The sequence below is a fragment of the Pseudoduganella plicata genome (assembly GCF_004421005.1).
In the GTDB taxonomy this organism is placed as follows: Bacteria; Pseudomonadota; Gammaproteobacteria; order Burkholderiales; family Burkholderiaceae_D; genus Rugamonas; species Rugamonas plicata.
Genome location: NZ_CP038026.1, coordinates 2,495,177 through 2,516,975, shown reverse-complemented (window position 1 = coordinate 2,516,975; position 21,799 = coordinate 2,495,177). Strand labels below are relative to the sequence as shown.

Annotated in this window: 15 protein-coding genes; 6 read left to right on the top strand and 9 right to left on the bottom strand. The window is 67.2% G+C overall.

Translation table 11 applies throughout. The features are described from left to right. The first annotated feature begins 5 nt into the window (after positions 1–5). From E1742_RS11015 to E1742_RS10995, 5 genes are all read left to right on the top strand, one after another. Positions 6–2,423: a catalase gene (locus E1742_RS11015; protein WP_134384915.1), complete on the top strand. Its 2,418-nt coding sequence runs from the start codon at positions 6–8 to the stop codon at positions 2,421–2,423. 274 nt (positions 2,424–2,697) lie between these two features. Continuing rightward, positions 2,698–4,236, top strand: coding sequence for an MFS transporter (locus E1742_RS11010; RefSeq protein WP_229466717.1), 1,539 nt, complete (start codon positions 2,698–2,700; stop codon positions 4,234–4,236). Further along, complete coding sequence (locus E1742_RS11005; protein WP_134384914.1) at positions 4,233–5,402, top strand: HlyD family secretion protein; 1,170 nt, start codon at positions 4,233–4,235, stop codon at positions 5,400–5,402. The genes E1742_RS11010 and E1742_RS11005 overlap by 4 nt, the downstream gene beginning before the upstream one ends. Further along, the gene (locus E1742_RS11000) at positions 5,399–6,979 is read left to right on the top strand and encodes an efflux transporter outer membrane subunit (RefSeq protein WP_134384913.1); all 1,581 of its coding nucleotides are present in this window, start codon (positions 5,399–5,401) and stop codon (positions 6,977–6,979) included. The genes E1742_RS11005 and E1742_RS11000 overlap by 4 nt, the downstream gene beginning before the upstream one ends. A gap of 173 nt (positions 6,980–7,152) precedes the next feature. Continuing rightward, positions 7,153–7,557 carry a hypothetical protein gene (locus tag E1742_RS10995; protein ID WP_134384912.1) on the top strand — a complete coding sequence of 135 codons (405 nt, stop codon included), beginning with the start codon at positions 7,153–7,155 and terminating at the stop codon, positions 7,555–7,557. A gap of 18 nt (positions 7,558–7,575) precedes the next feature. Here E1742_RS10995 and E1742_RS10990 read toward each other — a convergent pair whose 3' ends face one another. Further along, on the bottom strand, positions 7,576–7,878 hold the full coding sequence (locus tag E1742_RS10990; protein WP_134384911.1) for a hypothetical protein: 303 nt from the start codon (positions 7,876–7,878) through the stop codon (positions 7,576–7,578). A gap of 71 nt (positions 7,879–7,949) precedes the next feature. Further along, entirely contained in the window at positions 7,950–9,533 is a 1,584-nt protein-coding gene (locus tag E1742_RS27160) for a methyl-accepting chemotaxis protein (protein ID WP_166793460.1), read from the bottom strand. A 145-nt stretch (positions 9,534–9,678) separates the two neighbouring features. Between E1742_RS27160 and E1742_RS10980 the strand changes: the two genes are divergently transcribed. Continuing rightward, positions 9,679–10,458: a GAF domain-containing protein gene (locus E1742_RS10980; RefSeq protein WP_134384909.1), complete on the top strand. Its 780-nt coding sequence runs from the start codon at positions 9,679–9,681 to the stop codon at positions 10,456–10,458. Positions 10,459–10,502: 44 nt separating this feature from the next. Here E1742_RS10980 and E1742_RS10975 read toward each other — a convergent pair whose 3' ends face one another. The 7 genes from E1742_RS10975 to E1742_RS10945 form a co-directional block, all read right to left on the bottom strand. Then, the gene (locus E1742_RS10975; protein WP_134384908.1) at positions 10,503–13,661 is read right to left on the bottom strand and encodes an efflux RND transporter permease subunit; all 3,159 of its coding nucleotides are present in this window, start codon (positions 13,659–13,661) and stop codon (positions 10,503–10,505) included. Positions 13,662–13,670: 9 nt separating this feature from the next. Further along, entirely contained in the window at positions 13,671–14,816 is a 1,146-nt protein-coding gene (locus E1742_RS10970; protein ID WP_134384907.1) for an efflux RND transporter periplasmic adaptor subunit, read from the bottom strand. 11 nt (positions 14,817–14,827) lie between these two features. Then, complete coding sequence (locus tag E1742_RS10965; protein WP_134384906.1) at positions 14,828–16,240, bottom strand: efflux transporter outer membrane subunit; 1,413 nt, start codon at positions 16,238–16,240, stop codon at positions 14,828–14,830. Beyond that, entirely contained in the window at positions 16,237–16,899 is a 663-nt protein-coding gene (locus tag E1742_RS10960) for a TetR/AcrR family transcriptional regulator (RefSeq protein WP_134384905.1), read from the bottom strand. Before E1742_RS10960 ends, E1742_RS10965 begins: the two co-directional genes overlap by 4 nt. Before the next feature lie 592 nt (positions 16,900–17,491). Then, the gene (locus E1742_RS10955; protein WP_134384904.1) at positions 17,492–18,856 is read right to left on the bottom strand and encodes a hybrid sensor histidine kinase/response regulator; all 1,365 of its coding nucleotides are present in this window, start codon (positions 18,854–18,856) and stop codon (positions 17,492–17,494) included. A gap of 110 nt (positions 18,857–18,966) precedes the next feature. Continuing rightward, positions 18,967–19,659 carry a 2OG-Fe dioxygenase family protein gene (locus tag E1742_RS10950; protein WP_229466715.1) on the bottom strand — a complete coding sequence of 231 codons (693 nt, stop codon included), beginning with the start codon at positions 19,657–19,659 and terminating at the stop codon, positions 18,967–18,969. An 83-nt stretch (positions 19,660–19,742) separates the two neighbouring features. Continuing rightward, positions 19,743–21,773, bottom strand: coding sequence for a TonB-dependent receptor (locus E1742_RS10945; RefSeq protein WP_134384902.1), 2,031 nt, complete (start codon positions 21,771–21,773; stop codon positions 19,743–19,745). Between the last annotated feature and the right edge of the window lie 26 nt (positions 21,774–21,799).

Genomic DNA, 21,799 nt, shown 5'->3' with positions numbered 1-21,799 from the left:
AGTTCATGTCCAATAAAAACAACAGCAATCCTGGCGTCGATGGCGCCGGTTCCATTCTGAGCACTGTCGCGGGTCCGTCCGACTCCGCTCCGCCCGCCTCGCTGGGCAATAACAATCCGCAGGGCGACGTGCTGCTGGAAAAGCAGGCCGGCGGCATGATTCTTGCCGACGAGATCGATTACAACGTCAACAAGCCGGGCGAGTACGGCGATGCCGCCCGCGACCCGCAGCCAGGGCAGACAGCCAAACCCGCCAGCGATATCGTGACCGCCAGCACGGCCGTCGAGAACATCGCGTCGCCCAAGACGGGCTCCGGCCAGCCGCCCATCGGCGTCAACAATACCAACGCACCGCTGGACCGCGTGCGCGCCGACTCCTCCGAGCGCGTACTGACGACGAACCAGGGCGTGCCCATCGCGGACAACCAGAACTCGCTGCGCGCGGGCCTGCGCGGCCCTACGCTGATGGAAGACTTCATCCTGCGCGAGAAGATCACGCACTTCGACCATGAGCGCATTCCCGAGCGCGTGGTGCATGCGCGCGGCTCCGCGGCACACGGCTATTTCGAGAGCTACCAGGACCTGTCCGCGCTGACCCGCGCGAACATCTTCTCCGCACCGGGCAAGAAGACGCCCGTGTTTGTGCGCTTCTCGACGGTGGCCGGCGAGCGTGGCTCGACCGACACCGCGCGCGACGTGCGCGGCTTTGCCGTCAAGTTCTATACGGACGAAGGCAACTGGGACCTGGTCGGCAACAACATCCCCGTCTTCTTCATCCAGGACGCGATGAAGTTCCCGGACCTCGTCCATGCCGTCAAGCCCGAGCCGCACAATGCGATGCCGCAGGCGGCCAGTGCGCACGATACGTTCTGGGACTTCACCTCGCTGATGCCGGAATCGATGCACATGCTGATGTGGGCGATGTCGGACCGCGCGATCCCGCGCAGCTACCGCACGATGCAGGGCTTCGGCGTGCATACCTTCCGCCTGGTGAATGCCGTGGGCGACTCGGTGTTCGTCAAGTTCCACTGGACACCGCTGCAGGGCACCCATTCGCTGGTGTGGGACGAAGCCGTCAAGATCAGCGGCGCCGATCCCGACTTCCACCGGCGCGACCTGTGGGAGGCCATCGAGGCGGGCGAGTTCCCCGAATACGAACTGGCGATCCAGGTGTTTACCGAACAGCAGGCCGAGACCTTCCCGTTCGACGTGCTGGACGCCACCAAGATCGTGCCCGAAGAGCTGGTGCCGCTGCAGCCGATCGGCAAGATGGTCCTGAACCGCAACCCGGACAATTTCTTCGCCGAGACGGAACAGGTGGCATTCTGCACCGCGCACATCGTGCCGGGCATCGACTTTACCAACGATCCGCTGCTGCAGGGACGCATCCACTCCTATGTGGACACGCAGATCAGCCGCCTGGGCGGCCCGAACTTCCACGAGATCCCCATCAACGCGCCCGTCAACCAGGTGCACAACAACCAGCGCGACGGCATGCACCGCCAGACGATCAACCGCGGGCGCGTGTCGTACGAGCCCAATTCGCTGGCGGGCGGCTGCCCGTTCCAGGGCGGGAAAATGACGGGCTTCACGAGCTTCCCGCAGCCGATCACGGAGGACAAGGTGCGCGGCAAGCCGGCGCTGTTCGCCGACCATTATTCGCAGGCGCGCCTGTTCTGGCAGAGCCAGACGCCGGTCGAGAAGCACCACATCATCGGCGGCTTCCGTTTCGAGCTGACCCGCGTGACGGTGCCGGCGATCCGCGAGCGCATGCTGTCGATGCTGGTCAATGTCGATGCGGCGCTGGCCGCCGCCGTGGCCGATGGCCTGGGCATGGAGGTGCCGCCGCCGCAGCCGCTGGCGACCACGCGCCCGCTGCCGGAGTATCCGCCGTCGTCGGCGCTGTCGCTGTTCGCGCGGCCGGGCCGCACGGGCATCCACACGCGCCGCGTCGCCATCCTGGTGGCCAATGGCAGCGACGTCGAAGCCGCGCGCTCGATCTACGCGTCGCTGCTGGCCGACGGCGCCGTGCCACGCATTGTCGGCAGCAAGCTGGGCAAGGTAGCAGGCTGCAACGGTGGCACGCTGGACGTGGAAATCACGCTGGAGGCGGGTCCGTCCGTCATCTACGACGCGATGATCGTGCCGCCAGGCGAGCAGGCCGCGCAGGCGCTGTCGAAGGACGCCAATGCGCTGGAATTCGTGCGCCTGCAATACCGCCACTGCAAGCCGATCATGGTGGTGGATGCGGGTGCCCAGCTGCTGGCCAAGGCCGACATTCCGTCCAACCTGCCGGACGGCACGCCCGACCCGGGCATCATCGGCGCCGAGCCGAACGACGTGCCGGCGGCGCTGACGGCGTTCAAGCAGGTGCTGGCCGGGCATCGCGTGTTCCAGCGCGAGACCGATCCGCCGCTGGTCTGACGCAAGTGGCAACTGCGGCTCTGCCGTAAGGCGCGCCGCACGCGCGATGTTCAACCGGGCCGCCCGAACGGGCGGCCCGGTGCTATGCTCGACGTTATCAGGGCACACGCAAAGAAAAACAAGAAATCAGGTATCGCATGGATGTATATGCTCCCCAGACCTGGAAGCCGCATGAAAAGCCGATGCTGCCGGGCTCTCCGTCCTCGCCGCTGCACTCGACGCCGCGGCGCATCGCCTATCTGCTGGTCGGTTTCATCGTCGCGCTGACGGGGGATTGGGCAACGCGCTCGTCACCGTCAACCTCACTTACGCGCAAGGCTCGCTGGGCGTCTACGCGTCCGAGATCCAGTGGCTGCCGGCCGCCTACGTGATGGGCAATGTGTCGATGAATCTGCTGCTGGTGAAATTCCGCCAGCAGTATGGCCTGCGCCTGTTCACGGAACTGTTCCTCGTGCTGTACGCACTGACGACGCTGGCGCACCTGTTCGTGCACGATCTCGGCTCGGCGATCGCCGTCCGCCTGGCCAGCGGCATCTGCGCCGGTGCGCTGACAACGCTGGGGCTCTATTACACGCTGCAGGGCTTTCCGGCCCAGCACCGGCTGAAGGGCGTCGTGCTGGGCATCGGTTTTTCCCAGCTGGCGCTGCCGATCGCCCGGCTGTTCTCCACCGAGCTGCTGGAGATCGCGGAATGGCGCGGCCTGTATTCGTTCGAGCTGGGCCTGTCGCTGCTGTCGCTGGGCTGCGTGCTGCTGCTCAAGCTCCCGCCGGGCGACCGCATCCGCGCGTTCGAGAAGCTCGACTTCCTCACGTTCGCCCTGTTCGCACCCGGCGTCGCGCTGCTGTGCGCCGCGCTGGCGCTTGGCCGCACCGTCTGGTGGTTCGAGGCGCCATGGATCGGCTGGTGCCTGGTCGGCTCGATCGTGCTCGTCACGGCCGCCGTCGCGATCGAACATAACCGCAAGAACCCGCTGCTCAATATCCGCTGGCTGACCACGGCCAATATGGTGCGGCTTGCATTGTCGGTGGTATTGATCCGCATCGTGCAGTCGGAGGCCACGGGCACCGTCGGCTTCCTCAACGCGCTTGGCCTGCAGAACGACCAGATGTTCGACCTGTGGGCCGTCACGCTGGTTGCCAGCGTCGCCGGCATGGCCGCCAGCGCGCTGACCATCTCGCCGGCCCGCATCCAGGTCTCGCTGATGTTCTCGCTCGCGCTGATGGCCGTGGGCGCGTGGCTCGACTCGCACGCGAGCAACGTGACACGGCCGGCGCAGATGTACCTGAGCCAATTTCTGCTGGCGTTTGCCGGCACCTTCTTTATCGGCCCCGTCTTCGTCTCCGGCTTCGGCGCCATCATCGCGCAGCCGAAAAACCTGATCAGCTTTTCCGTGATGTTTTCGATGACGCAGAATCTGGGCGGCCTGCTCGGCTCGGCGATCGTCGGCACGGTGCAGGTGATGCGCGAGAAATTCCATTCGAGCCAGCTGGTCGAGCACCTGACATTGCTGGACCCGCAGGTGGCTGCGCGCATCCAGAGCAGCGGCGCCGCACTGGGCGGCACGCTGATGGACCCGGCGCTGCGCAATGCCCAGGGCGTCGCGTCGCTGGGCGCTGCCGCCACGCGCGAGGCCAACATCCTCGCCTACAACGATGTCTTCCTGCTGATCTCCCTGGTGGCCGTCGGCACGCTGGTCTGGATGATTTCGCACCAGCTCTGGCAGCGCATCACGACCCACGTTCCCGCCGTGCCGGCGCAGAACGCCGAAACGGGCATGGCCAAAGTCTCACTCAATAACTCCGGATCGCAATGAGCGCAAACGATACTCCTCCACCGCCCGCCGCGGCACCCGCGGCGCCCCCGCCAACCCCCCCTGTCGCCGCACCGGCGCAACCGGACAGCCGCCAGCAATGGATCGCCGGCGCCGGCTTCGCCCTAGTGGCGCTGATCGGCGTATTGATCGTGCTGTACGCATGGCGGCTGCCGCCGTTCACGAGTCCCGTCGTCTCGACGGAGAACGCGCTGGTGCGCGGCCAGGTCACGGTGATCGGTACCCAGCTGTCCGGCTATGTGACGGATGTGCACGTGCAGGATTTCCAGTTCGTCCGCAAGGGCGACCTGCTGGTCGAGATCGACCGCCGCATTTACGAGCAGCGCTACGAGCAGGCGCAGGCCCAGCTGGCGGCACAGAAGGCCGCGCTGGCCAACTGGGAGCAGTCGCGCCGCAGCGCCGCCGCCACCATCGCCCTGCAGGAAGCGGCGCTGACCAATGCGCGCGCGCAGGCACAACGTGCCGCGGCGGACCTGCGCCGCGTGGAAGAACTGGTGCAGGACGGATCGCTGTCGCAGCGCGAGCGCGATGCCCAGCGCGCGGCACGTGCGCAGGCGCAGGCGGCCGTGGCGCAGGCGCAGGCCAACGTGGAAATCTCGCGCCAGTCGTCGCAGTCCGTCACCGTCAACCGTGCTTCGCTGGAAGCGGCCGTGGCGAACGCGCAGGCGGCGCTGAAAGCGGCCCAGGTGGACCTGGACAACACCCGTATCGTGGCCCCGTCGGACGGCCAGCTGGGGCAGGTGACGGTGCGTCGCGGCGCCTTTGTCAATTCGGGCGCGCAGCTGATGGGCCTCGTGCCGCAGCAGATGTGGATCATCGCCAACCTGAAGGAAACCCAGATGAACGGCGTGCGCGTGGGACAGAGCGCGACGTTCAAGGTCGATGCGCTCGATGGCGCCGTGCTGACGGGGCAAGTGGAGCGCATTTCGCCCGCCACGGGCTCGGAGTTCTCCGTGCTGCCGGCCGATAACGCGACGGGCAACTACGTCAAGATCGCCCAGCGCATTCCGGTGCGCATCCGCATCGACGCGGGCCAGCCCCTGGCACCGCGGCTGCGTCCCGGCATGTCCGTCATCGTCAGCATCGACACATCGTCGGAGCTGAACGACGCCGCCACCAACCCCGCGCCTGCGGCACGCCGGCCATGAGGGCGGCGGTACCGACATTGCTGGCGGCGCTGCTGCTGGCCGGTTGCGCCGCGAAGGTGGCGCCGCCGCCGCCCTCGACCCTGCAAGTTCCGGCCGGCTGGCGCGCGCCGCCATTGGCCGACGTCGCCCGGCGCCCGGTCGACCGGGCCTGGTGGCAGGGCTTCAACGATCCGGCGCTGACGGCGCTGGTAACGCAGGCGCTGGCCAATAACGGCGACCTGCGCGTGGCGCGCGCCCGCATCGAGGACTTCCGTGCGCGCGTGCGCTCTGCCCGTTCGGCACAGGCGCCGACGCTGTCGTTCGACACGGGCGCGGCGCGCTCGCGCACGTTGCTGTACAACGGCCAGCCGCACGTGGGCAACGGCTACCAGGCCGAATTCCAGGCTGCCTACGAGATCGACGTGTGGGGCCGCCTGGCCAATGCGACGGAAGCGGCGGCGGCAACGCTGCGCGCCGAGGAGGCCAACAGCGATGCGGCCGCGCTGTCGGTGGCCGGCAATGTGGCCAGCGGCTACCTGAACCTGCGCGGCCTGGATGCGCAGCTGGAACTGGCGCAAGCCACGCTGCGGCTGCGCGAACAGTCGCGCGACCTCGCCCGGCGCCAGTTCGAAGTGGGCTACAGCTCGCGTCTGGAATGGCTGCAGGCACAGGCCGAATACGACGCGGCCGCCGAGCAGATCCCGCAACTGCAGCGGCAGATTTTCGAGCAGGAGAACGCGCTGTCGATCCTCGCGGGCGGCATGCCCGGGCCGATCATTCGCGGCACGCCGCTGGCCGACCTGGCCGCGCCGCCCGTGCCGGCGGGACTGCCGTCGGACCTGCTGCGCCGCCGCCCCGACATCGCCCGCGCCGAACAGGCGATTGCCGCCGCCGTCGCCCAGCTGGCCGCCACGCGCGACCAGCTGCTGCCGTCGTTCCGGCTGACGGGCACCGGCGGCGTCCAGTCGGCGGAGTTCAGCGACCTGTTTCACGGCCCGACGCGGCTGTGGCGCCTGGGCGGGTCGCTGGTGGCCCCGCTGTTCGACGGCGGCCGCGTGCAGGCGGCGACCGATTCCGCCGCCGCCCAGCGCGACCAGGCCATCGCCACGTACGAGAACACGGTACGCCAGGCGTTCGCGGAAACGGAAAACGGCCTGAACGCGATCGTCCGGCTGCGCGAACAGGTCGTCCAGAACGACGCCCGCCGCGCCACCGCGGCCGAAACACTGCGCATCGCGCACAACCGCTACCGTAACGGCTACGCGGCGTACCTGGAAGAGCTGGACGCCCAGCGCAGCCTGTACGCGGCCGATGTGGCGCGGCTGCAGTTGCGCACGCGGTTGCTGACGGCTTCAGTGGACCTGTACCGGGCGATGGGGGAGGGTGGGTGGCGCCGTGATGATGCGTGCGGATGCCGGCGTCGCGGGGCCGGCACCGCGCCTTCGGGTGCCAGTCCCCGCCGTGAATGCTCACACCACTCGCCTGTGCGGCCACAGACAACCCGGCGGGGCGGCGTCTACAGGTCGGTACTGCAGCTGAGCGAAGACCGCTCCGTTCCCATGCCGACAACCGCCGTCACCTGGTTCGCGGCGCCGTAGATGAGGGAAATCGACTGGCCGCCGGGCATCATGAACTGGTACGCCAGGCTGCTAGCGCCATCGTCCAGCAGCACCGTTTCCGATTTCGCGCTGAGCAGATCGAATGTATCTTGACGGCGGGTGCGCCGGTGCCATACTGGTACACGGTCAGACTTCCACCGAAGGAGACAGCGATGCCGAAGGGTAAGAACGACAAGGCGGAGAAGGACATCCAGGTCTACTGCAACAAGAACGGAATTGGCGCCAGCCGCGTCGCATGGTCGGCGCATATGATCACCGTGTCCGGCGGGGCCGGTGCGCCGGCGATTACGCCCGCATTGACGGCGAAATGGAACGCCATGCTGGCAAAGCACAACGTGGCGCAGGCCACGGCCCTGGCGCCCCACAACTGCGCCGAAGCGCATATGTGGATGGCGCTGCAGCTGCAGGACATCGCGCCGAAGAACTGCGACATGTGGGTGTACCGCATCGACAATCGCAACCGCATCCACCGCGATGCGCCGTGCCCCAACTGCCAGCAGTGGGTGCTGAAGGAATTCCGCTCGCAGAACGGCGTCAAGAAGGCAAAAACCGTGTAGGCCCGACTGTACGGGGCGTTACGGGGACACGGCTTGCGCCTGTGGCTTCTTCCTGTCGGTGGTGCGCCACAAATCGGCCAGCAGGGTGGCGCGCAGATCGAAGGGGACGCTGCGCTTACCTTGCCGTGGCGGCCGACGACGATCGTCGGCGACGCGGTGGCGTCCGCGCGGAAGGGTTTGGCATTGCAGGTGCCAGTGCAGGTGCCGGCCAGCAGTGGCCCCGAGCGCGTCGTAGGCGAGAGAAGCGCGGGCGCGCAGGGTATCGGCGAGCGTGGTGCCGGGGAGGACGGCCAGCAGCAGCAAGCTTGCGCGGAGATTCATGACGGGTGGCGGTGGATGTGAAACCGGCACCCCAGCACGGAAATTGTATTTTTTTGCAACATCCGAGTGCGTTACGCCGTCAGCGCGAGCCTCCCGGCATGTGGCTCCTCCTGCAGCTGAAAGGTGTTGACGACGCCGGCCAGGTCGGCCGCCTGCGTGCGCAGTGCCTGCGCCGCAGCTGCGGCCTGTTCGACCAGCGCCGCGTTCTGCATCGTCATGTCGTCCAGCTGGACGATGGCGATATCGACGTTCTGGATGTCCTTGCTCTGCGTGCGCGTTGCGTCCGAAATCTCGGCCATGATCTGCGTGACGCGGCCGATGCCGTCCACGACGTCGCGCATCGTATGGCCCGCGTGGCCCACCAGCTCCGTGCCGGCGCCCACCTTGCTGACCGAGTCCTCGATCAGGGCCTTGACCTCTTTTGCGGCGGCCGCCGAGCGGTGCGCCAGGTTGCGCACTTCCGAGGCGACGACGGCGAAGCCGCGACCCTGTTCGCCGGCGCGGGCCGCTTCCACGGCCGCATTCAAGGCCAGGATATTCGTCTGGAACGCGATACCGTCGATGACGCCGATGATGTCGACGATCTTGCGGGACGACTCGTTGATCAGGTTCATCGTCGTGACGATGCCTTCCACCGCCGAGCCGCCCTGCTGTGACACGCGGGCGGCGCTTTCGGCCACCTTGCTTGCTTCGGCCGCGTAGTCGGCATTGCGGTTCACGGAGGCGATCAGCTGCTTCATCGAGACCGCCACGTCGGTCAGCGAGGTGGCCTGGCGTTCCGTACGTTCCGACAGATTCAGGTTGCCGGACGCGATCTCCGCCGATGCGGAGGCAATGGCATCGGTGCCGCCGCGCACGCGGGTAACGATATCGGACAGGCTGTCGCGCATGCCGCTCATCGCATGCAGCAGGCTGTCCGGCGCGGCCCGGGCCGTGTCGACTTCGCGGTGCAGTTCACCGCGGGCGATGCCGCGGGCCACGCTGGCCGCGTAGCGGGGTTCACCGCCCAGCTGGCGGAGCAGGCCGCGCACGATGGTCGTGCCGATGGTCGTGCAGACGACGGCGCTGAGGATGCTGAGCGTGACGATCCAGTTCTGCGCATCGGCCGCGCGCGCATTGGTGACGGCGCTGGCCGCCGCCGTGCGCTGTTGCAGGTCGCGCAGCAGCACGTTGATGTCGGCCACGATCTGGCGGCGCAGCGGGCTGCATTCCTCGACCAGGAACGTGCCGAAGCGTGTCATGTCGTCGGCGGCGCGGTACTGGCGTGGGCGTTCGAGTTCCTTGGCCATCTGCGTCAGGCCCGCGCGTACTTTCTGATACGCCGGATTGTCGTGCAGCGCCGGGTCGAGCTTGGCCAGTGCGGCGAGGTAGACAGCCTTCTGTTCGTCGACGATGTCCAGCTCGCGGCGGGCCGCTGCCGCATCGTTGAAAATGAACGCATTGCGCGCCGCCATGCCGGTCTGGTCGAGCGCTTCGCGGGCGTCGTACAGCGGGTCGAGCTGGTCGCGGCGCAGCGTCTCGGCATTGACCAGGGCGCCGTCGATCATGCGGACCTGCGAGATCGCAGTAATGGCCAGCGCGAAGGTAAACAGCAGCGCGAGCGCGAATGCTGTGTACAGTTTCGTTGCAATCGTGGCGTTTCTGAATGCGTTCATGTTTCCCATGGTCTGATTTGACGAATATGATCAATAATGGACTGAAAATTGCCTTAACGCAACCTAAATTTTACGGATTTTTGGTTCAGAATCGGTTCATCATCAAAATTCTCAAATTTCGTTTGAACGGGTATACTCGGAGTTTATGAAAAGCAACTCTACCCTGATCCCCGTGGACGAAGATCCCATCCTGACAACCAGCGCGGCAGCACGTCTGCTGGGCGTTGCAACCAGTACCGTACAGTTATGGATGGAAAGCGGCGCGATCGAATCGTGGAAAACGCCAGGCGGGCACCGGCGCACGCGGCTTAGCCGTATTGCACGGCTGATGGAGCCGGCGGAGCAGCAGGCGCCGCCGGGGGCGGCAGGGCGGGCTGTCGAAGTGGCGATGTCGGACCTGACGTCCGAGGAATTCCGGCCGCTGCCGGCACCGGACTACCCGGCCGGCAAGGACGAAGCATCCCGGCTGATAGCGCTGGCTGCATCGGGCCTCATCGATACACCGCCGGAAGCCGGTTACGACCGCATCGTTCGGCTGGCCGCAGCCGTGACCGGGTCGCCGATCGCGCTGATTTCGCTGCTCACGGCGCAGCGCCAGTGGTTCAAGGCGCGCGTGGGGCTGGATGCGCGGGAGACGCCGCGCGAGTGGGCGTTCTGCTCGCACGCCATCCTGGCCGAAGGGGCGTTCGTGGTCGAAGATGCTGCCGCGGACGAGCGCTTCCGCAGCAATCCGCTCGTGCTGGCCGATCCGCACATCCGCTTTTATGCCGGCGTGCCGCTGCGCGACGCGGCCGGCAACGCGCTTGGCACGCTGTGCGTGATCGACCGCGAGCCGCGCAAGCTGCGTGCCGCCGAGCTGCAAAGCCTGCTCGACCTGGCCGCCATTGCGATGGAAGAATTACCCGAACCGCGAGTGAAGAAATAGCGTGTCGCCTGTTCCGACGACAATGGGACAGGCTCCCCTCGCATTCAGTGCCCGTGCCCGCCAATATTGCGCGGCACCGGATTGCCCACCGCATCCACCCCATGCTGTCCGTGCGGATGCCCGGGATGTGGATGGCGGCGCAGCTTGCGCGCGGTGCGTCGCAGCAGGTGCTCCAGGTCGTCCACGTACGTAAACACGGCCGGCACCACCAGGAGGCTCAGTAACGTCGACGTGATCAGACCGCCGATCACCGTGATCGCCATCGGCGAACGGAAGCTCGGGTCCGCGCCCAGGCCCAGGGCGAGGGGCATCATGCCCGCGCCCATGGCAATGGTCGTCATCAGGATCGGGCGGCTGCGCTTGTGGCAGGCGTCCACCAGCGCATCGAAGCGGCTCATGCCGGCCTGGCGCGCCAGGATCGCGTAATCCACCAGCAGGATCGAATTCTTCGTCACGATCCCCATCAGCATGATCAGGCCGATCATCGACGGCATCGACAGCGCGCGCCCCGTGACCAGCAGCGCCACGATGGCGCCGCCGATGGACAGCGGCAGCGCCGCCAGGATCGTCACCGGCTGCATGAAGTCCTTGAACAGAAGTACCAGCACGCCGTAGATGCACAGCACGCCGATCGCCATGGCGAGGCCGAAGCTGGCGAACAGCGACGCCATTTCCTGCGCGTCGCCCAGCTCCGCGATCTTGACGGACGGCGGCAGGTTCTGCATCGACGGCAGTGCGCGCGCCTCCTGGTTCAGCTCACCCAGCGAGCGGTTGCCCAGCTCCACGTCCAGGGTCACGTTGCGGCTGCGATTCAGGCGGTCGATCTGGGCCGGGCCGCTTTCCATCGTGATGGTGGCCACGTTCGCCAGCAGCACGGGGCCGTTCGTGCCTGGCACCGTCAGGCGGCCAATGGCATCCAGGTCGGCCCGCACGGCGTCCGGCAGCTTGACGCGGATCGGCACCTGCCGCTCGGGCAGGTTCATCTTCGTCAGGTCGAAGTCGTAGTCGCCCGCGGTGGCCACGCGTACGGTCTCGCCGATGGCGCTGGCGGTCACGCCCAGGTCGGCGGCGCGGGCAAAGTCCGGCCGCACGATGATTTCGGGGCGCACGAGCGAGGCGCTCGACGTGACGTTGCCGATGCCGTGCAGCGTGCGCAGTTCGCGCTCGACCTTCTGTGCGGCGCCCATCAGCGCGATCGGATCTTCCGACTGCAGCACCAGCTGCATCTTGACGCCCGTATCCGGCGGGCCCACGGTAAAGCGGGCGCCGGGCACGGCGGACAGTTTACTGCGCAGCAGGCTGTCGATCTCGCCCATCGATTCGTCGCGCTCCGTGCGGTGGATCGTCGTGATGGTCAGCACGGCACGGCGCGCTTCCGCCGCCGCACCGGGCGCGAACGCGTCGCCCGAGGAGCCGCCGCCCACGGAGCTGTACACGCCCGTGACGCCGGGCACGGACATCGCCGCCTGGCGCGCCTGCTCGGCCACCAGCCGGGTCTGTGCCAGCGTGGAGCCGGGCGGCAGCTCCAGGTTGACCTGCGTCTGGTCGCGATCCGCCGGCGGCACGAAGCCCGTCGGCAGCAGGCCCACCAGCATGATCGAGGCGACGAAGAACACAGCCGAGGCGATGGCCGTGATGCCGCGGTGATTCAGGCACCACTTCATCGTGCGCATGTAGCGCGTCATCAGCCAGCCGTCCTTCTCCTCCTTGTGCTCCTTCGGTTTCAGCAGGTAGGCCGCCATCATCGGTGTCAGCAGCCGTGCCACGACCAGTGACGCCAGCACCGCCAGCACGGCCGTCCAGCCGAACTGCTTGAAGAACTTGCCGGGGATGCCGCCCATGAAGGCCGTCGGCAGGAACACGGCCACCAGGGCGAAAGTCGTGGCGATCACGGCCATGCCGATTTCATCGGCCGCTTCCAGTGCCGCCTGCATCGGTGTCTTGCCCATGCGCAGATGGCGTTCGATGTTTTCGATCTCGACGATCGCATCGTCGACCAGCACGCCGACGACCAGCGCCAGCGACAGCAGCGTCACCGTGTTGAGCGTATAGCCGAACCAGTAGATGCCGAGGAACGCCGGCATCACGGACAGCGGCAGTGCCGCCGCGGCCACGATGGTCGCGCGCCAGTCGCGCAGGAACCACCAGACGACGAGAACGGCCAGGATCGCGCCTTCGTACAGCAGTTCCATCGAGCCTTCGAAGTTTTCCTCGACCGGCGAGGCGTTGTCGATCGACTCCTTCAGATCGATGTTGGGAAACTCGCCGCGCAGCTTCGCGACGGCAGCGCGCGCGCCGTCCGCGACGGCCGTTTCGCTGGCGCCCTTGGTGCGAAACACTTCAAACGCGACGACGGCCTTGCCGTCCTGCGTGGCCACGGCGCGCGATTCGGCGACGGTGTCGGTGACGGTGGCCACCTGGTCCAGCCGCACGTGGCGGCCGTCGCCCAGGGGGATGTCGATGGCGGCCAGCTCCTGTGCCGACTTGACGGTGGCAATGGTGCGCACGGACTGCTCGGCGCCGCTGACGTCGCCGCGTCCGCCCGGCGCTTCGCGCTGCACCTGGCGCAGCTGGCGCGATACGTCCAGTGCGGACACGCGCAGCGCCGCCATGCGCTCGTCGTCCAGTTCTACCCGGATTTCGCGGTTGACGCCGCCCACCCGGCTGACCGAGCCGACGCCGGGCACCGCCAGCAGGCGCTTCGACACGGTGTTGTCGACGAACCAGGACAGGTCGGCATCGTCCATCTTCGTGCCGCCCGTGGTGCGCGCGGTGGCGACGAACGTCAGCACGACGCGGCCGGCGGTGGAGACCTTGCTGACGATCGGATCGCGCAGTTCGGCAGGCATGTCGGCCTTGACGCGCGTGACGGCGTCGCGCACTTCGTTCACGGCGTCCGACAGGTTCTTCTCGAGGACGAATTCGACGGTGACGTTGGCGTCGCCGTCGAGCACCTTGGTATAGATGTTCTTGACGCCTTGCAGCGTGGCGACGGAGTCCTCGATCTTGCGCGCCACTTCCGTTTCCAGCTGCGCCGGCGCGGCGCCGGGCAGGTTGGCCGAGACGGTAACGATGGGCAGTTCGATATCCGGGAAGTCCTGTACCGGATTGGCCTTGTAGGCCAGCAGGCCGGCAAGGGTCAGCAGCACGAACAGCATGATCGCGGGGATCGGGTTCCTGATCGACAGGGCGGAGAAGTTCATCGTTCTTCCTTATTTGCTGGCGACGGCCGGCGCCGTGGCCGAGTGTGCAGCCGGGGCAGCAACGGTGCGCACCAGATCGCCGTCGTTGAGGAAGCCGGCGCCGCTCAGCACGACCTGCGTGTCGGCGGTCAGGCCCGTCACCTCGATGCGGTCGCCCAGCCTGCGGCCCGTGCGGATCTTGACCTGGCTGACGCGCGAATCGGGATTGAGGCGGAACACGTACGGGAAGCCGTCGCGCACGACGACGGCCGGCTGCGGCAACGTCAGCGCATCGGACTTGCCCAGCTCGAACTGGCCCGTGGCGAACATGCCGGCCTTGAACGGCGCGTTGCGGTTCAGGTCCGGCGGCAGGTCGACGTAGACGAGGGCGACGCGCGTCTGCGGATCGACGGTGGGCGCGACCATGCGCACCTTGCCCGTCAGCTCGCTGCCATTGGCCGCCTTGACCCTGGCCGTGCCGCCGATACGGATGTTCTTCAGGTCCGCCGCCATGACTTCGGCGCGCCATTCCAGGCGGCCCTGGCGGATCATCCTGAACAGTTCCGTGCCGGCGCCCACGACGGAACCGACGGTCGCGCTGCGCGCCGAGATCACGCCCGCATCGGGCGCCACGACCTGCGTGTATTTCAGGCGCAGCTGCTGCGCGGCCAGCACGGCGCGCGCCGATTCGATGCGCGCCTTCGCCGTCTGCTCGGCCGTCAGGTACTGGCTGATCTGCTGCTCCGACAGCGCACCGCTGGCCTGTACCGCGCGCGCGCGGCGGGCGTCGGCCTGCGCTTCGGCGGCATTGGCTTGCGCTTCGGCCAGCGCTGCCCGTGCCTGGGCCACTTCCGCATTGACGGTATCGGCCGAGAACACGGCCAGCACTTCGCCTTTTTTCACCACGTCGCCCACGTTGACGCGCACTTCCGTCAGCCGCAGGCCGTTCGATTCGTTGCCGATGACGGCTTCCTGCCAGGCCGCGACATTGCCGTTGGCGGTCAGCTGCAGGGGCAGCGACGCGGTGGTCGGGCGGATCGTGGTGACCGTCAGTGCCGGTGTCTGGGCCGGTTTCTTCTCTTCCTTGGCGGCGGAAGCGTTCATGGCGGCCATGCCGCCGCCTGCGGCGATGCACACGGCCAGCACGGCCAATACGATGGTTTTGGTGTTGTTCATATGCGTGTCCATTATTGTTGGGCGGGGCGGGTCCAGCCGCCTCCCGCTGCGCGGTACAGGGCGATCCAGGCGGCGCTGCGCTCGCGCTGCAGGCTGACCATCGCGTTTTCCGCGGCCAGGCGCGTACGCCGGGCGTCTTCCAGTTCCAGCAGGCTTGCCATGCCGTTCTTGTAGCGGTCTTCCGTTGCCACGAACGCGCTGCGATAGCCTTCCAGCGCCGTGCGCGCGTCGGCGGCGCGTTCGTCGGTGCTTTGCAGGTTGACCAGCGCTTCCTCCACTTCGCGCACGGCCTGGCGCACGGTGCCGCGGTAGCTGCTCACGGCGGCCTCGTAGCGGTCCCGCGCTGCGTCCACGTTGGCGCGGCGTGTGCCGGCGTCGAACAGCGGCACGGACAACTGCACCGGGCCGATGTTCCACGTATTGGCCGTGACGTTCTCGCCTGCCACGTGCACGCGGCCACGGCCTACCGCGCCGGCCAGCGTCAGGCGCGGGAACCGCTGGGCGCGCGCGCCGACCACCTCGAAGCTGGCGGCGGCCACCTCGCGTTCGGCCGTAAATACGTCCGGCCGCTGCGCCAGCGTCTGCGCCGGCAGTTGCGCCAGCGCGATGCCCTGCGCCGGCGACAGCCCGGCCAGTGCGTCGGCCGGGGCGGCGCTGGCCAGGCGGTTGCGCAGCTGGGGCTCATCGATGGCCGTCAACGCCACCAGCGCCTTGACGCTGACGTCGCACTGGGCGCGCTGGGCGATGGCGCGGCTGTTCGCCTCGGCGGCGCTGGCACGGGCCTGCGCCGCCGTTGCCGGCGCCTGGAACCCGGCCTTCGCCGTCAGCTCCGTCAGCCGGGCCGTGTCGGCGCGCGACCTGGCGTCCTGCTGCGCCACCGCCAGCAGTTGCTCGCAGGCGCGCAGGCCGTAGTATTCGTTGGCCGTTTCCGCCGCCACCGACACGCGTGCGTCATGCCAGCCCGCCTGCGCGCTGTCCAGCCGCGCCTGCGCCGCATCGCGCGCGGCCCGGTTGCCGCCGAAGATATCCAGCTCCCACGACGCCTGGGCATACACCTGCGATGTCGTGTTGGACGGTGTCTCGGCCTGCTGCTGGCTGGTGCGGGTCGATGTCGCCACGCCGTTCACTGCCGGCGCCAGCGCGGCACCGGCGGCCGTGCGTTCGGCGCGGGCCTGGCCGATGCGCGAGCGGGCCGACGCGATTGTCGGACTCACTTCCTGCGCCGCCTCGATCAGCTGGGCCAGCACGGGATCGCCCTGGCTGCGCCACCAGCCCGACAGTTCCGTCACCCTGCCGCCATGCGGCAGCGGCGCCTGCCACTGCACCGGCGCCTCGTCCGGGACCTGCCTGGCCGGGCCGGTCAGGCCGCAGCCGGAGAGTGCGAGTGCCGCCGCGACGGCCAGCGCACAGTGTCTGTTCCTCATACTGCTCCTTTTTGTCGTTTTTGCTGTTCCGCCAGCACGATCGCTTCCGCATAGTCGGCCAGCCGGGGAATCCAGTTGCGCAGCGCGTCCGGCCCGGCCAGCAGCTGCGGCGTCAGTGCCTTGATCACGTCGCCCCCCATCATCAGGTGGACGCCGAACGCGGCGCACGCATGCACGAGGCGGTGCACGTCGTCGTCGACCGGCACGCCCAGGTGCCGCGCCAGCACGGCGGCAAACGCCATGTGCTCGGCGCGGATGCCGGTATTGAGCTCCTCCGCCCACACGCCGCGCGGCTCCAGCAGCTCGCGCAGCCACAGACGCAGGCACAGCTCGGCCTCGTCGCCTTCCAGCAGCGGCCCCAGCAGTTGCGCGTAATAGCCTTCCAGCGCCTGCCGCAGCGTAAAGCCGGGCTGGTCGAACATCTCGATGTTTTTCTGGGGCGGCGGCAGGTAGTCCGTCAGCGCCGCCTTGTACAGGCCGGCCTTGTCGCCGAAGTAATAGCTGATGGCAGAAACGTTGGCGCCGGCTGCCAGTGCGATCTCGCGCGTGGACGTGCGCGAAAAGCCCTGTTCGCCGAACAGCTTCATTGCGGCGAGCAGCAGGCGTTCGCGCGACTGTTCGCCATCGGCGCGGGATTTACGGGTGAGTTTGTCAATCATGCCGGGATTACACCATAGAAATCAAACGATTGATATAACTAAATCGGTCGTTTGAATAATTCCCGGACATGCCACCAACGCAAGCTGTTGCATTGGCTTTGTCTAAACTTCATGCTGGCTGACCGGACTCGTCGCTGTTCCATATCGATGAGAAAGAATCATGCGTCGGGATTTGTCTCTTGCCGGCGCGGTACGGGCGGGTGCGAGCGAAGGCGCTGGCGTTCTGCCGGCAGCATTTGCGAGGTTGGGATTGGAGCGTAGGTTGGCGCGTTGCGCCCTGCGTGCGCTGCAAGCCGGGCGATTCCGGGAACGCAGCAATCCAGGACCGGCGGTGCAAGATGCGTCACTGCAAGGTGAAGGCCGGTACTGCCGGTGTCACGAAGCATCGCGCCAAAAAAATGCCCGCGAGCCAAGGCTGCGGGCGAATTCCAATTGTTCGGAGAACGCTTGGAGGAGACGGAATAACTATAATCCGATTTATGTTGCGGTGCAATACCGTAGAACTACCGTGCGCGCTATTTCGTCAGATTCATGAGCAAATTGGTGCTGCCGGGCTTATGTGCAGATGCAACAAAGACAGAAACTGACATCGTTATCCGCCACCGCCCTTGGGGAGCAGCGCCAGCGTGAATACGCTGCCCTTGCCGAATTCGCTGGTGAAGTACAGCGACCCGCCCAGCACGTTGGCCAGGTTCTGGCACAGGTACAGGCCCAACCCGGCGCCCTCGGCATGACGGGTCGACGTGGAGTCCAGCTGCGAGAACGCCTGGAACAGCTTGGCCTGGTCCTCCGTGCGGATGCCGGCACCGCTGTCGGCCACGGAGAACTCCACGGTCTGCTTTCCGTCCGGCTGTTTGCTCAGGCCCAGGCTGACTCGTACCATGCCCTTGTCCGTGAACTTGATGGCGTTATTGGCGAGGTTGATAAGTATCTGCGTCAGCGCGCGGCGGTCCGTGTTCAGCGTGATCGGCGTTTCGTCCAGCACCACCTCCAGCGACAGCCCCTTCTGCGTGGCGAGCGGGCGCAGCGTTTCCGCGACCTCGCGCACCAGGTCCTGGCACTTGACCGCCTCGATCGACAGCGTGACCTTGCCCGCCTCGATCTTGGCCACGTCGAGAATGTCGTTGATCAGCGAGAGCAGGTGACGCGCGCTGGAGCGGATCGTGTTCAGCTGCTTGTCCTGTTCCGCCGTCAGCGGGCCGGGAAGCTTCATCAACAGCGCGCCTGTGAAACCGATGATGGCGTTCAGCGGCGTGCGCAGCTCGTGCGACATATTGGCGATGAATGCGGACTTCATCCGGCTGGCCTCGGCCAGTTCCAGGTTTTTCAGCGCAATCTCGCGGTTGATCGTTTCCAGCTGCCCGGCGTGGTGCGCCAGGCGCATATTCAGTTCGATCACCTGCCGCTCGCGCGCCTGCAGTTCGCTGTTGACCTGCACGGCCTGTTCGTAGGTGGAGATCAGCAGGTCGAGGATCTGCTGACGCTCGGCATTGATGAAGTGCTTCTGCTCGCCCAGGTAGAGGGCGATGCCCACTTCCATGTTCTGGTTCTTGCGCAGCTTCTGGTTGACCAGCATGTGACCGATGCGGTTCAGCAGGTAGTCTTCCGCATACGGTTTGCGGATGAAATTGTCCGCGCCGCATTCGATACCGCGGATGATGTCCTTCGGGTCGTTCAGCGACGTGATGAGGATGACGGGAATGTCGCGCAGGCCGGCGTCGGACTTGATGGCGCGGCACAGGTCATAGCCGTCCATCTCCGGCATGACGATATCGGACAGCACCAGGTGCGGTTTGCGTTCGTGGATCGCCGCCAGCGCAAGACGGCCGTCGCCGGCCACGCGGGCCCGGTATTTGACGGACTGGATCAGGCGGCGCAGGCGCTCCGCCTGTGTCGGGCTGTCCTCGACGATGAGGATCTCGATCTCGCCCGGTTCTATTTCATAGCTGGCGTCCACGGACTGCCCCCCATTGCTTGATGCGTTTGACTATAGCGGAATCGGCGCGCCGGTGGCGCGCCTGCCGCGCCCTGGTGATATTCAGGCTTGCATGCCGCAAGCTGCATGCTCTATTGTTGTTCGCCCTGGAAGCCGCCGGCCCGATAGGTCAGCACGAGCGTGTCGCGATAACCGTGCTCCCCCAGTGGCTGGATCGGCGTCGATTCATGGATGACGGCGGCGTCGTCGAGCAGCAGCATCGTCCACGGCTCGGTCATCGTGAAGCGCTTGCCATTCGGGCCGTCCGCTTCGAAGATGCGCGTTTCGCCGCCCTTGATGGCGTGCCGTCCCACCAGGATCACGGCGACGAAATCGACGCCGTCCCGGTGCGCGCCTTCCGGCGTGGGGCGGCCGATGCCGTCGGCCGTGTCGATGCGGAACTGATGAGCCTCGACGTACCAGGTGCGTTCGTTCCGCACGGCGGAGCAGACGCGCCCCAGCGCCGTCAACAGGCCCTGCCAGCCCGGCTGTTCGATGGTGGCCGGCTGCACGGGGGCGAACATGCGGTGCATCCCGCCATGCAGCGCGTTGTATTCGACGGGCTGCCAGTGCGCGCGGTGCGCCGTTTGCGCCAGCACATCGCCTTCCTGCACGAAGCAGGAATGACGGCGCCGGCGGTAACGGCCGCCGTCCTTCAGGTAGCTGTCCAGCTCCAGCTCGTCCCACGCGGGCGTCAGCTGCGCCAGCTCGGCCAGCGGCGAGCCCGCCAGCGCGGCCACGTCGGCCGGCGCCAGCAGCGCATAGCCTTGCGTGCGCAGGGCCATACCGACTTGTTCGAGGGGAGTGAAGACTGGGGCGGCCATGGAGTGAGTTCGGTGACGTGGAGATCGCTTATTGTACGACGCCGCTAGAAGCTGTGCGACAACGTCAACCGCAGCGACCGCGCTTCGATCGGATGGAAGTGGATGTCGTCCTGCGCCTGCGCTTCGTTCGCGAGGCGCGACGAGTAGTAATACTCGATCGCGGCGGCGCGCCGGTTCGCCAGGTTGAACGCCTCCAGCTCCAGCCGGGTACTGCGGTTGACGCGGTAGCCGATGCGGCCATTGAGGGTGGCGCTGGCGCGCGAGCGCACGCTGTTGTCCTCGACCAGCGGGCGCGGGCCGAACCAGCGCAGGCGCAACGCGCCGGACCACGCGCCCTGGGGCGTCACGGTGGCGGCCAGCTGCGCCACGCCTTCGACGGCGCCGGGGATGTGGTCTCCCGCAGCATCGCTGTCGCGGTAGCGCCCGCGCGCATAGGCCAGGTCCGCGTCGAGGCTGAGCCACTTGACGGGCTTGTAGTAGTTCGAGAACTCGATGCCGTAACGCCGGCTCGGACGGCCCGCTTCGGTGGTGCCGGCGTCGCCGACGAACACCAGCTCCGAATCGAAGTCCAGACGGTACAGCGACAGCGTCGTCTGCAGCCCCGGCACCCATTCGCTGCGCACCCCCAGATCGAGGCCGCGCGAGCGGGCCAGCGGCGTGACGCGCGGCGTCGGCTCGTTCGTCTTCGGATCGACGGCAATCACCGTGCCGCGCGCATCGTTGCTGTGGAAGCCGCTCCCGGCGTTGAAGTAGAACTCCGTCTGCGCCCACGGTCCCAGCACGAGGCCGACGCTCGGGCTGACCAGCGTGTCGCTGGCCTTGCCCGAGTTGTCCGGGCGGTCGCTCGTCACGTCGAAGCGGTAGCGGTCGGCGCGCAGGCCTGCCACCGTGCGCAGCGTGGGGCGCCAGCGCGTATGGTTCTCGACGAACACCGCGGCCGACGATTCGACGATATGGTCCTGCCGGATCGTGCCGAGCGTGCGGCGAGCGGCCGTGCGATACAGGCCGTTGTGGATATTGTCGTTCTGTACCTGCATGCCGACGGTGGTCGATGTCAGCACGTCGCCCGCGTGCAGGTGCCAGCCATGACGCGCGTCGAAGCCTGTCGTCACGCGGCGGTCCGGCTGGGCGAACTGGTCGCCGTGGACGGGATCGTCGAGAAAATACGTGAAGTTGGAAAACAGGTCGAGGCGGTTGGCGATGACGTAGGCCGACACCTTCGATGCCGAGTCCTCCGTCGTGCGGCGCCACGCCCCCGAGATGCTGTAGCGGTGCGCGCTGCCGCCGTCGGTCGGGTCGATCGCGTCGAAGCGGCCCAGCGCGCCGGCGTCCACCGCGCGCTGCGGGATCTGGTCCGTCGCGTTCCAGTTGGCGCCATACGCCATCGCCGTCACGTGCCAGCCGTTGTTGGCGTAACCCTGGCTGTAGCGCAGCACGCCATTCAGTTTGCGGTAGTCGTCGCCGCGCGTGAAGGGACCGTCGTTATGCAGCACTTCCAGCGCATACAGCAGGTTGCCGCCCGCCGCTGCGGGTGAATCGGCCAGCAGCGCACGGCGATAGCCGTCCTGGCCGATGGTGACGTCGAACGCGCCGCGCGGCAGGCGGTTGGCGTACGTGATGGCAGTGGCGCCGGCGGACGAAAAGTCGCCGTTGGCCGCGCTGTACGGCCCCTTGCTGTAATCGAGCCGGGCAGCCAGTTCCGGAATCAGGAAGTTCAGGTCCGTCCAGCCTTGCCCATGGCCATGGCTGCGCTGGTTGACGGGCATGTCGTCCACCGTCGTGCGCAGGTCCGTGCCGTGATCGAGATTGAAGCCGCGCAGGTAGAACTGGTTGGCCTTGCCCTCGCCGCTGTGCTGGCTGACGATCAGGCCTGGTGTGGCCTCCAGCAGTTCGCCGGGCCGGTACGACGTGCGCGCCGCCAGCTGGCGCTGCGTGACGGTGCCGTCGGCTGCCGAGTCGGCAATGCCCAGCTGCGACGTGCGCGACGCGTCGATCAGGACTCGTTGCAGGAATGGATCGTCCGCATGGGCGGACAGGGAAAACGTGGCAAGAGCGAAGGGGAGGATGCGTTTCATGTGTCAAAAACCCGGGACAGACCCCT

Coding starts and splice junctions, on each gene's coding strand:
- E1742_RS11015 (WP_134384915.1), top strand. CDS start 6: ATGTCCAATAAAAACAACAGCAATCCTGGCGTCGATGGCGCCGGTTCC.
- E1742_RS11005 (WP_134384914.1), top strand. CDS start 4,233: ATGAGCGCAAACGATACTCCTCCACCGCCCGCCGCGGCACCCGCGGCG.
- E1742_RS11000 (WP_134384913.1), top strand. CDS start 5,399: ATGAGGGCGGCGGTACCGACATTGCTGGCGGCGCTGCTGCTGGCCGGT.
- E1742_RS10995 (WP_134384912.1), top strand. CDS start 7,153: ATGCCGAAGGGTAAGAACGACAAGGCGGAGAAGGACATCCAGGTCTAC.
- E1742_RS10990 (WP_134384911.1), bottom strand. CDS start 7,878: ATGAATCTCCGCGCAAGCTTGCTGCTGCTGGCCGTCCTCCCCGGCACC.
- E1742_RS27160 (WP_166793460.1), bottom strand. CDS start 9,533: ATGAACGCATTCAGAAACGCCACGATTGCAACGAAACTGTACACAGCA.
- E1742_RS10980 (WP_134384909.1), top strand. CDS start 9,679: ATGAAAAGCAACTCTACCCTGATCCCCGTGGACGAAGATCCCATCCTG.
- E1742_RS10975 (WP_134384908.1), bottom strand. CDS start 13,661: ATGAACTTCTCCGCCCTGTCGATCAGGAACCCGATCCCCGCGATCATG.
- E1742_RS10970 (WP_134384907.1), bottom strand. CDS start 14,816: ATGAACAACACCAAAACCATCGTATTGGCCGTGCTGGCCGTGTGCATC.
- E1742_RS10965 (WP_134384906.1), bottom strand. CDS start 16,240: ATGAGGAACAGACACTGTGCGCTGGCCGTCGCGGCGGCACTCGCACTC.
- E1742_RS10960 (WP_134384905.1), bottom strand. CDS start 16,899: ATGATTGACAAACTCACCCGTAAATCCCGCGCCGATGGCGAACAGTCG.
- E1742_RS10950 (WP_229466715.1), bottom strand. CDS start 19,659: ATGGCCCTGCGCACGCAAGGCTATGCGCTGCTGGCGCCGGCCGACGTG.
- E1742_RS10945 (WP_134384902.1), bottom strand. CDS start 21,773: ATGAAACGCATCCTCCCCTTCGCTCTTGCCACGTTTTCCCTGTCCGCC.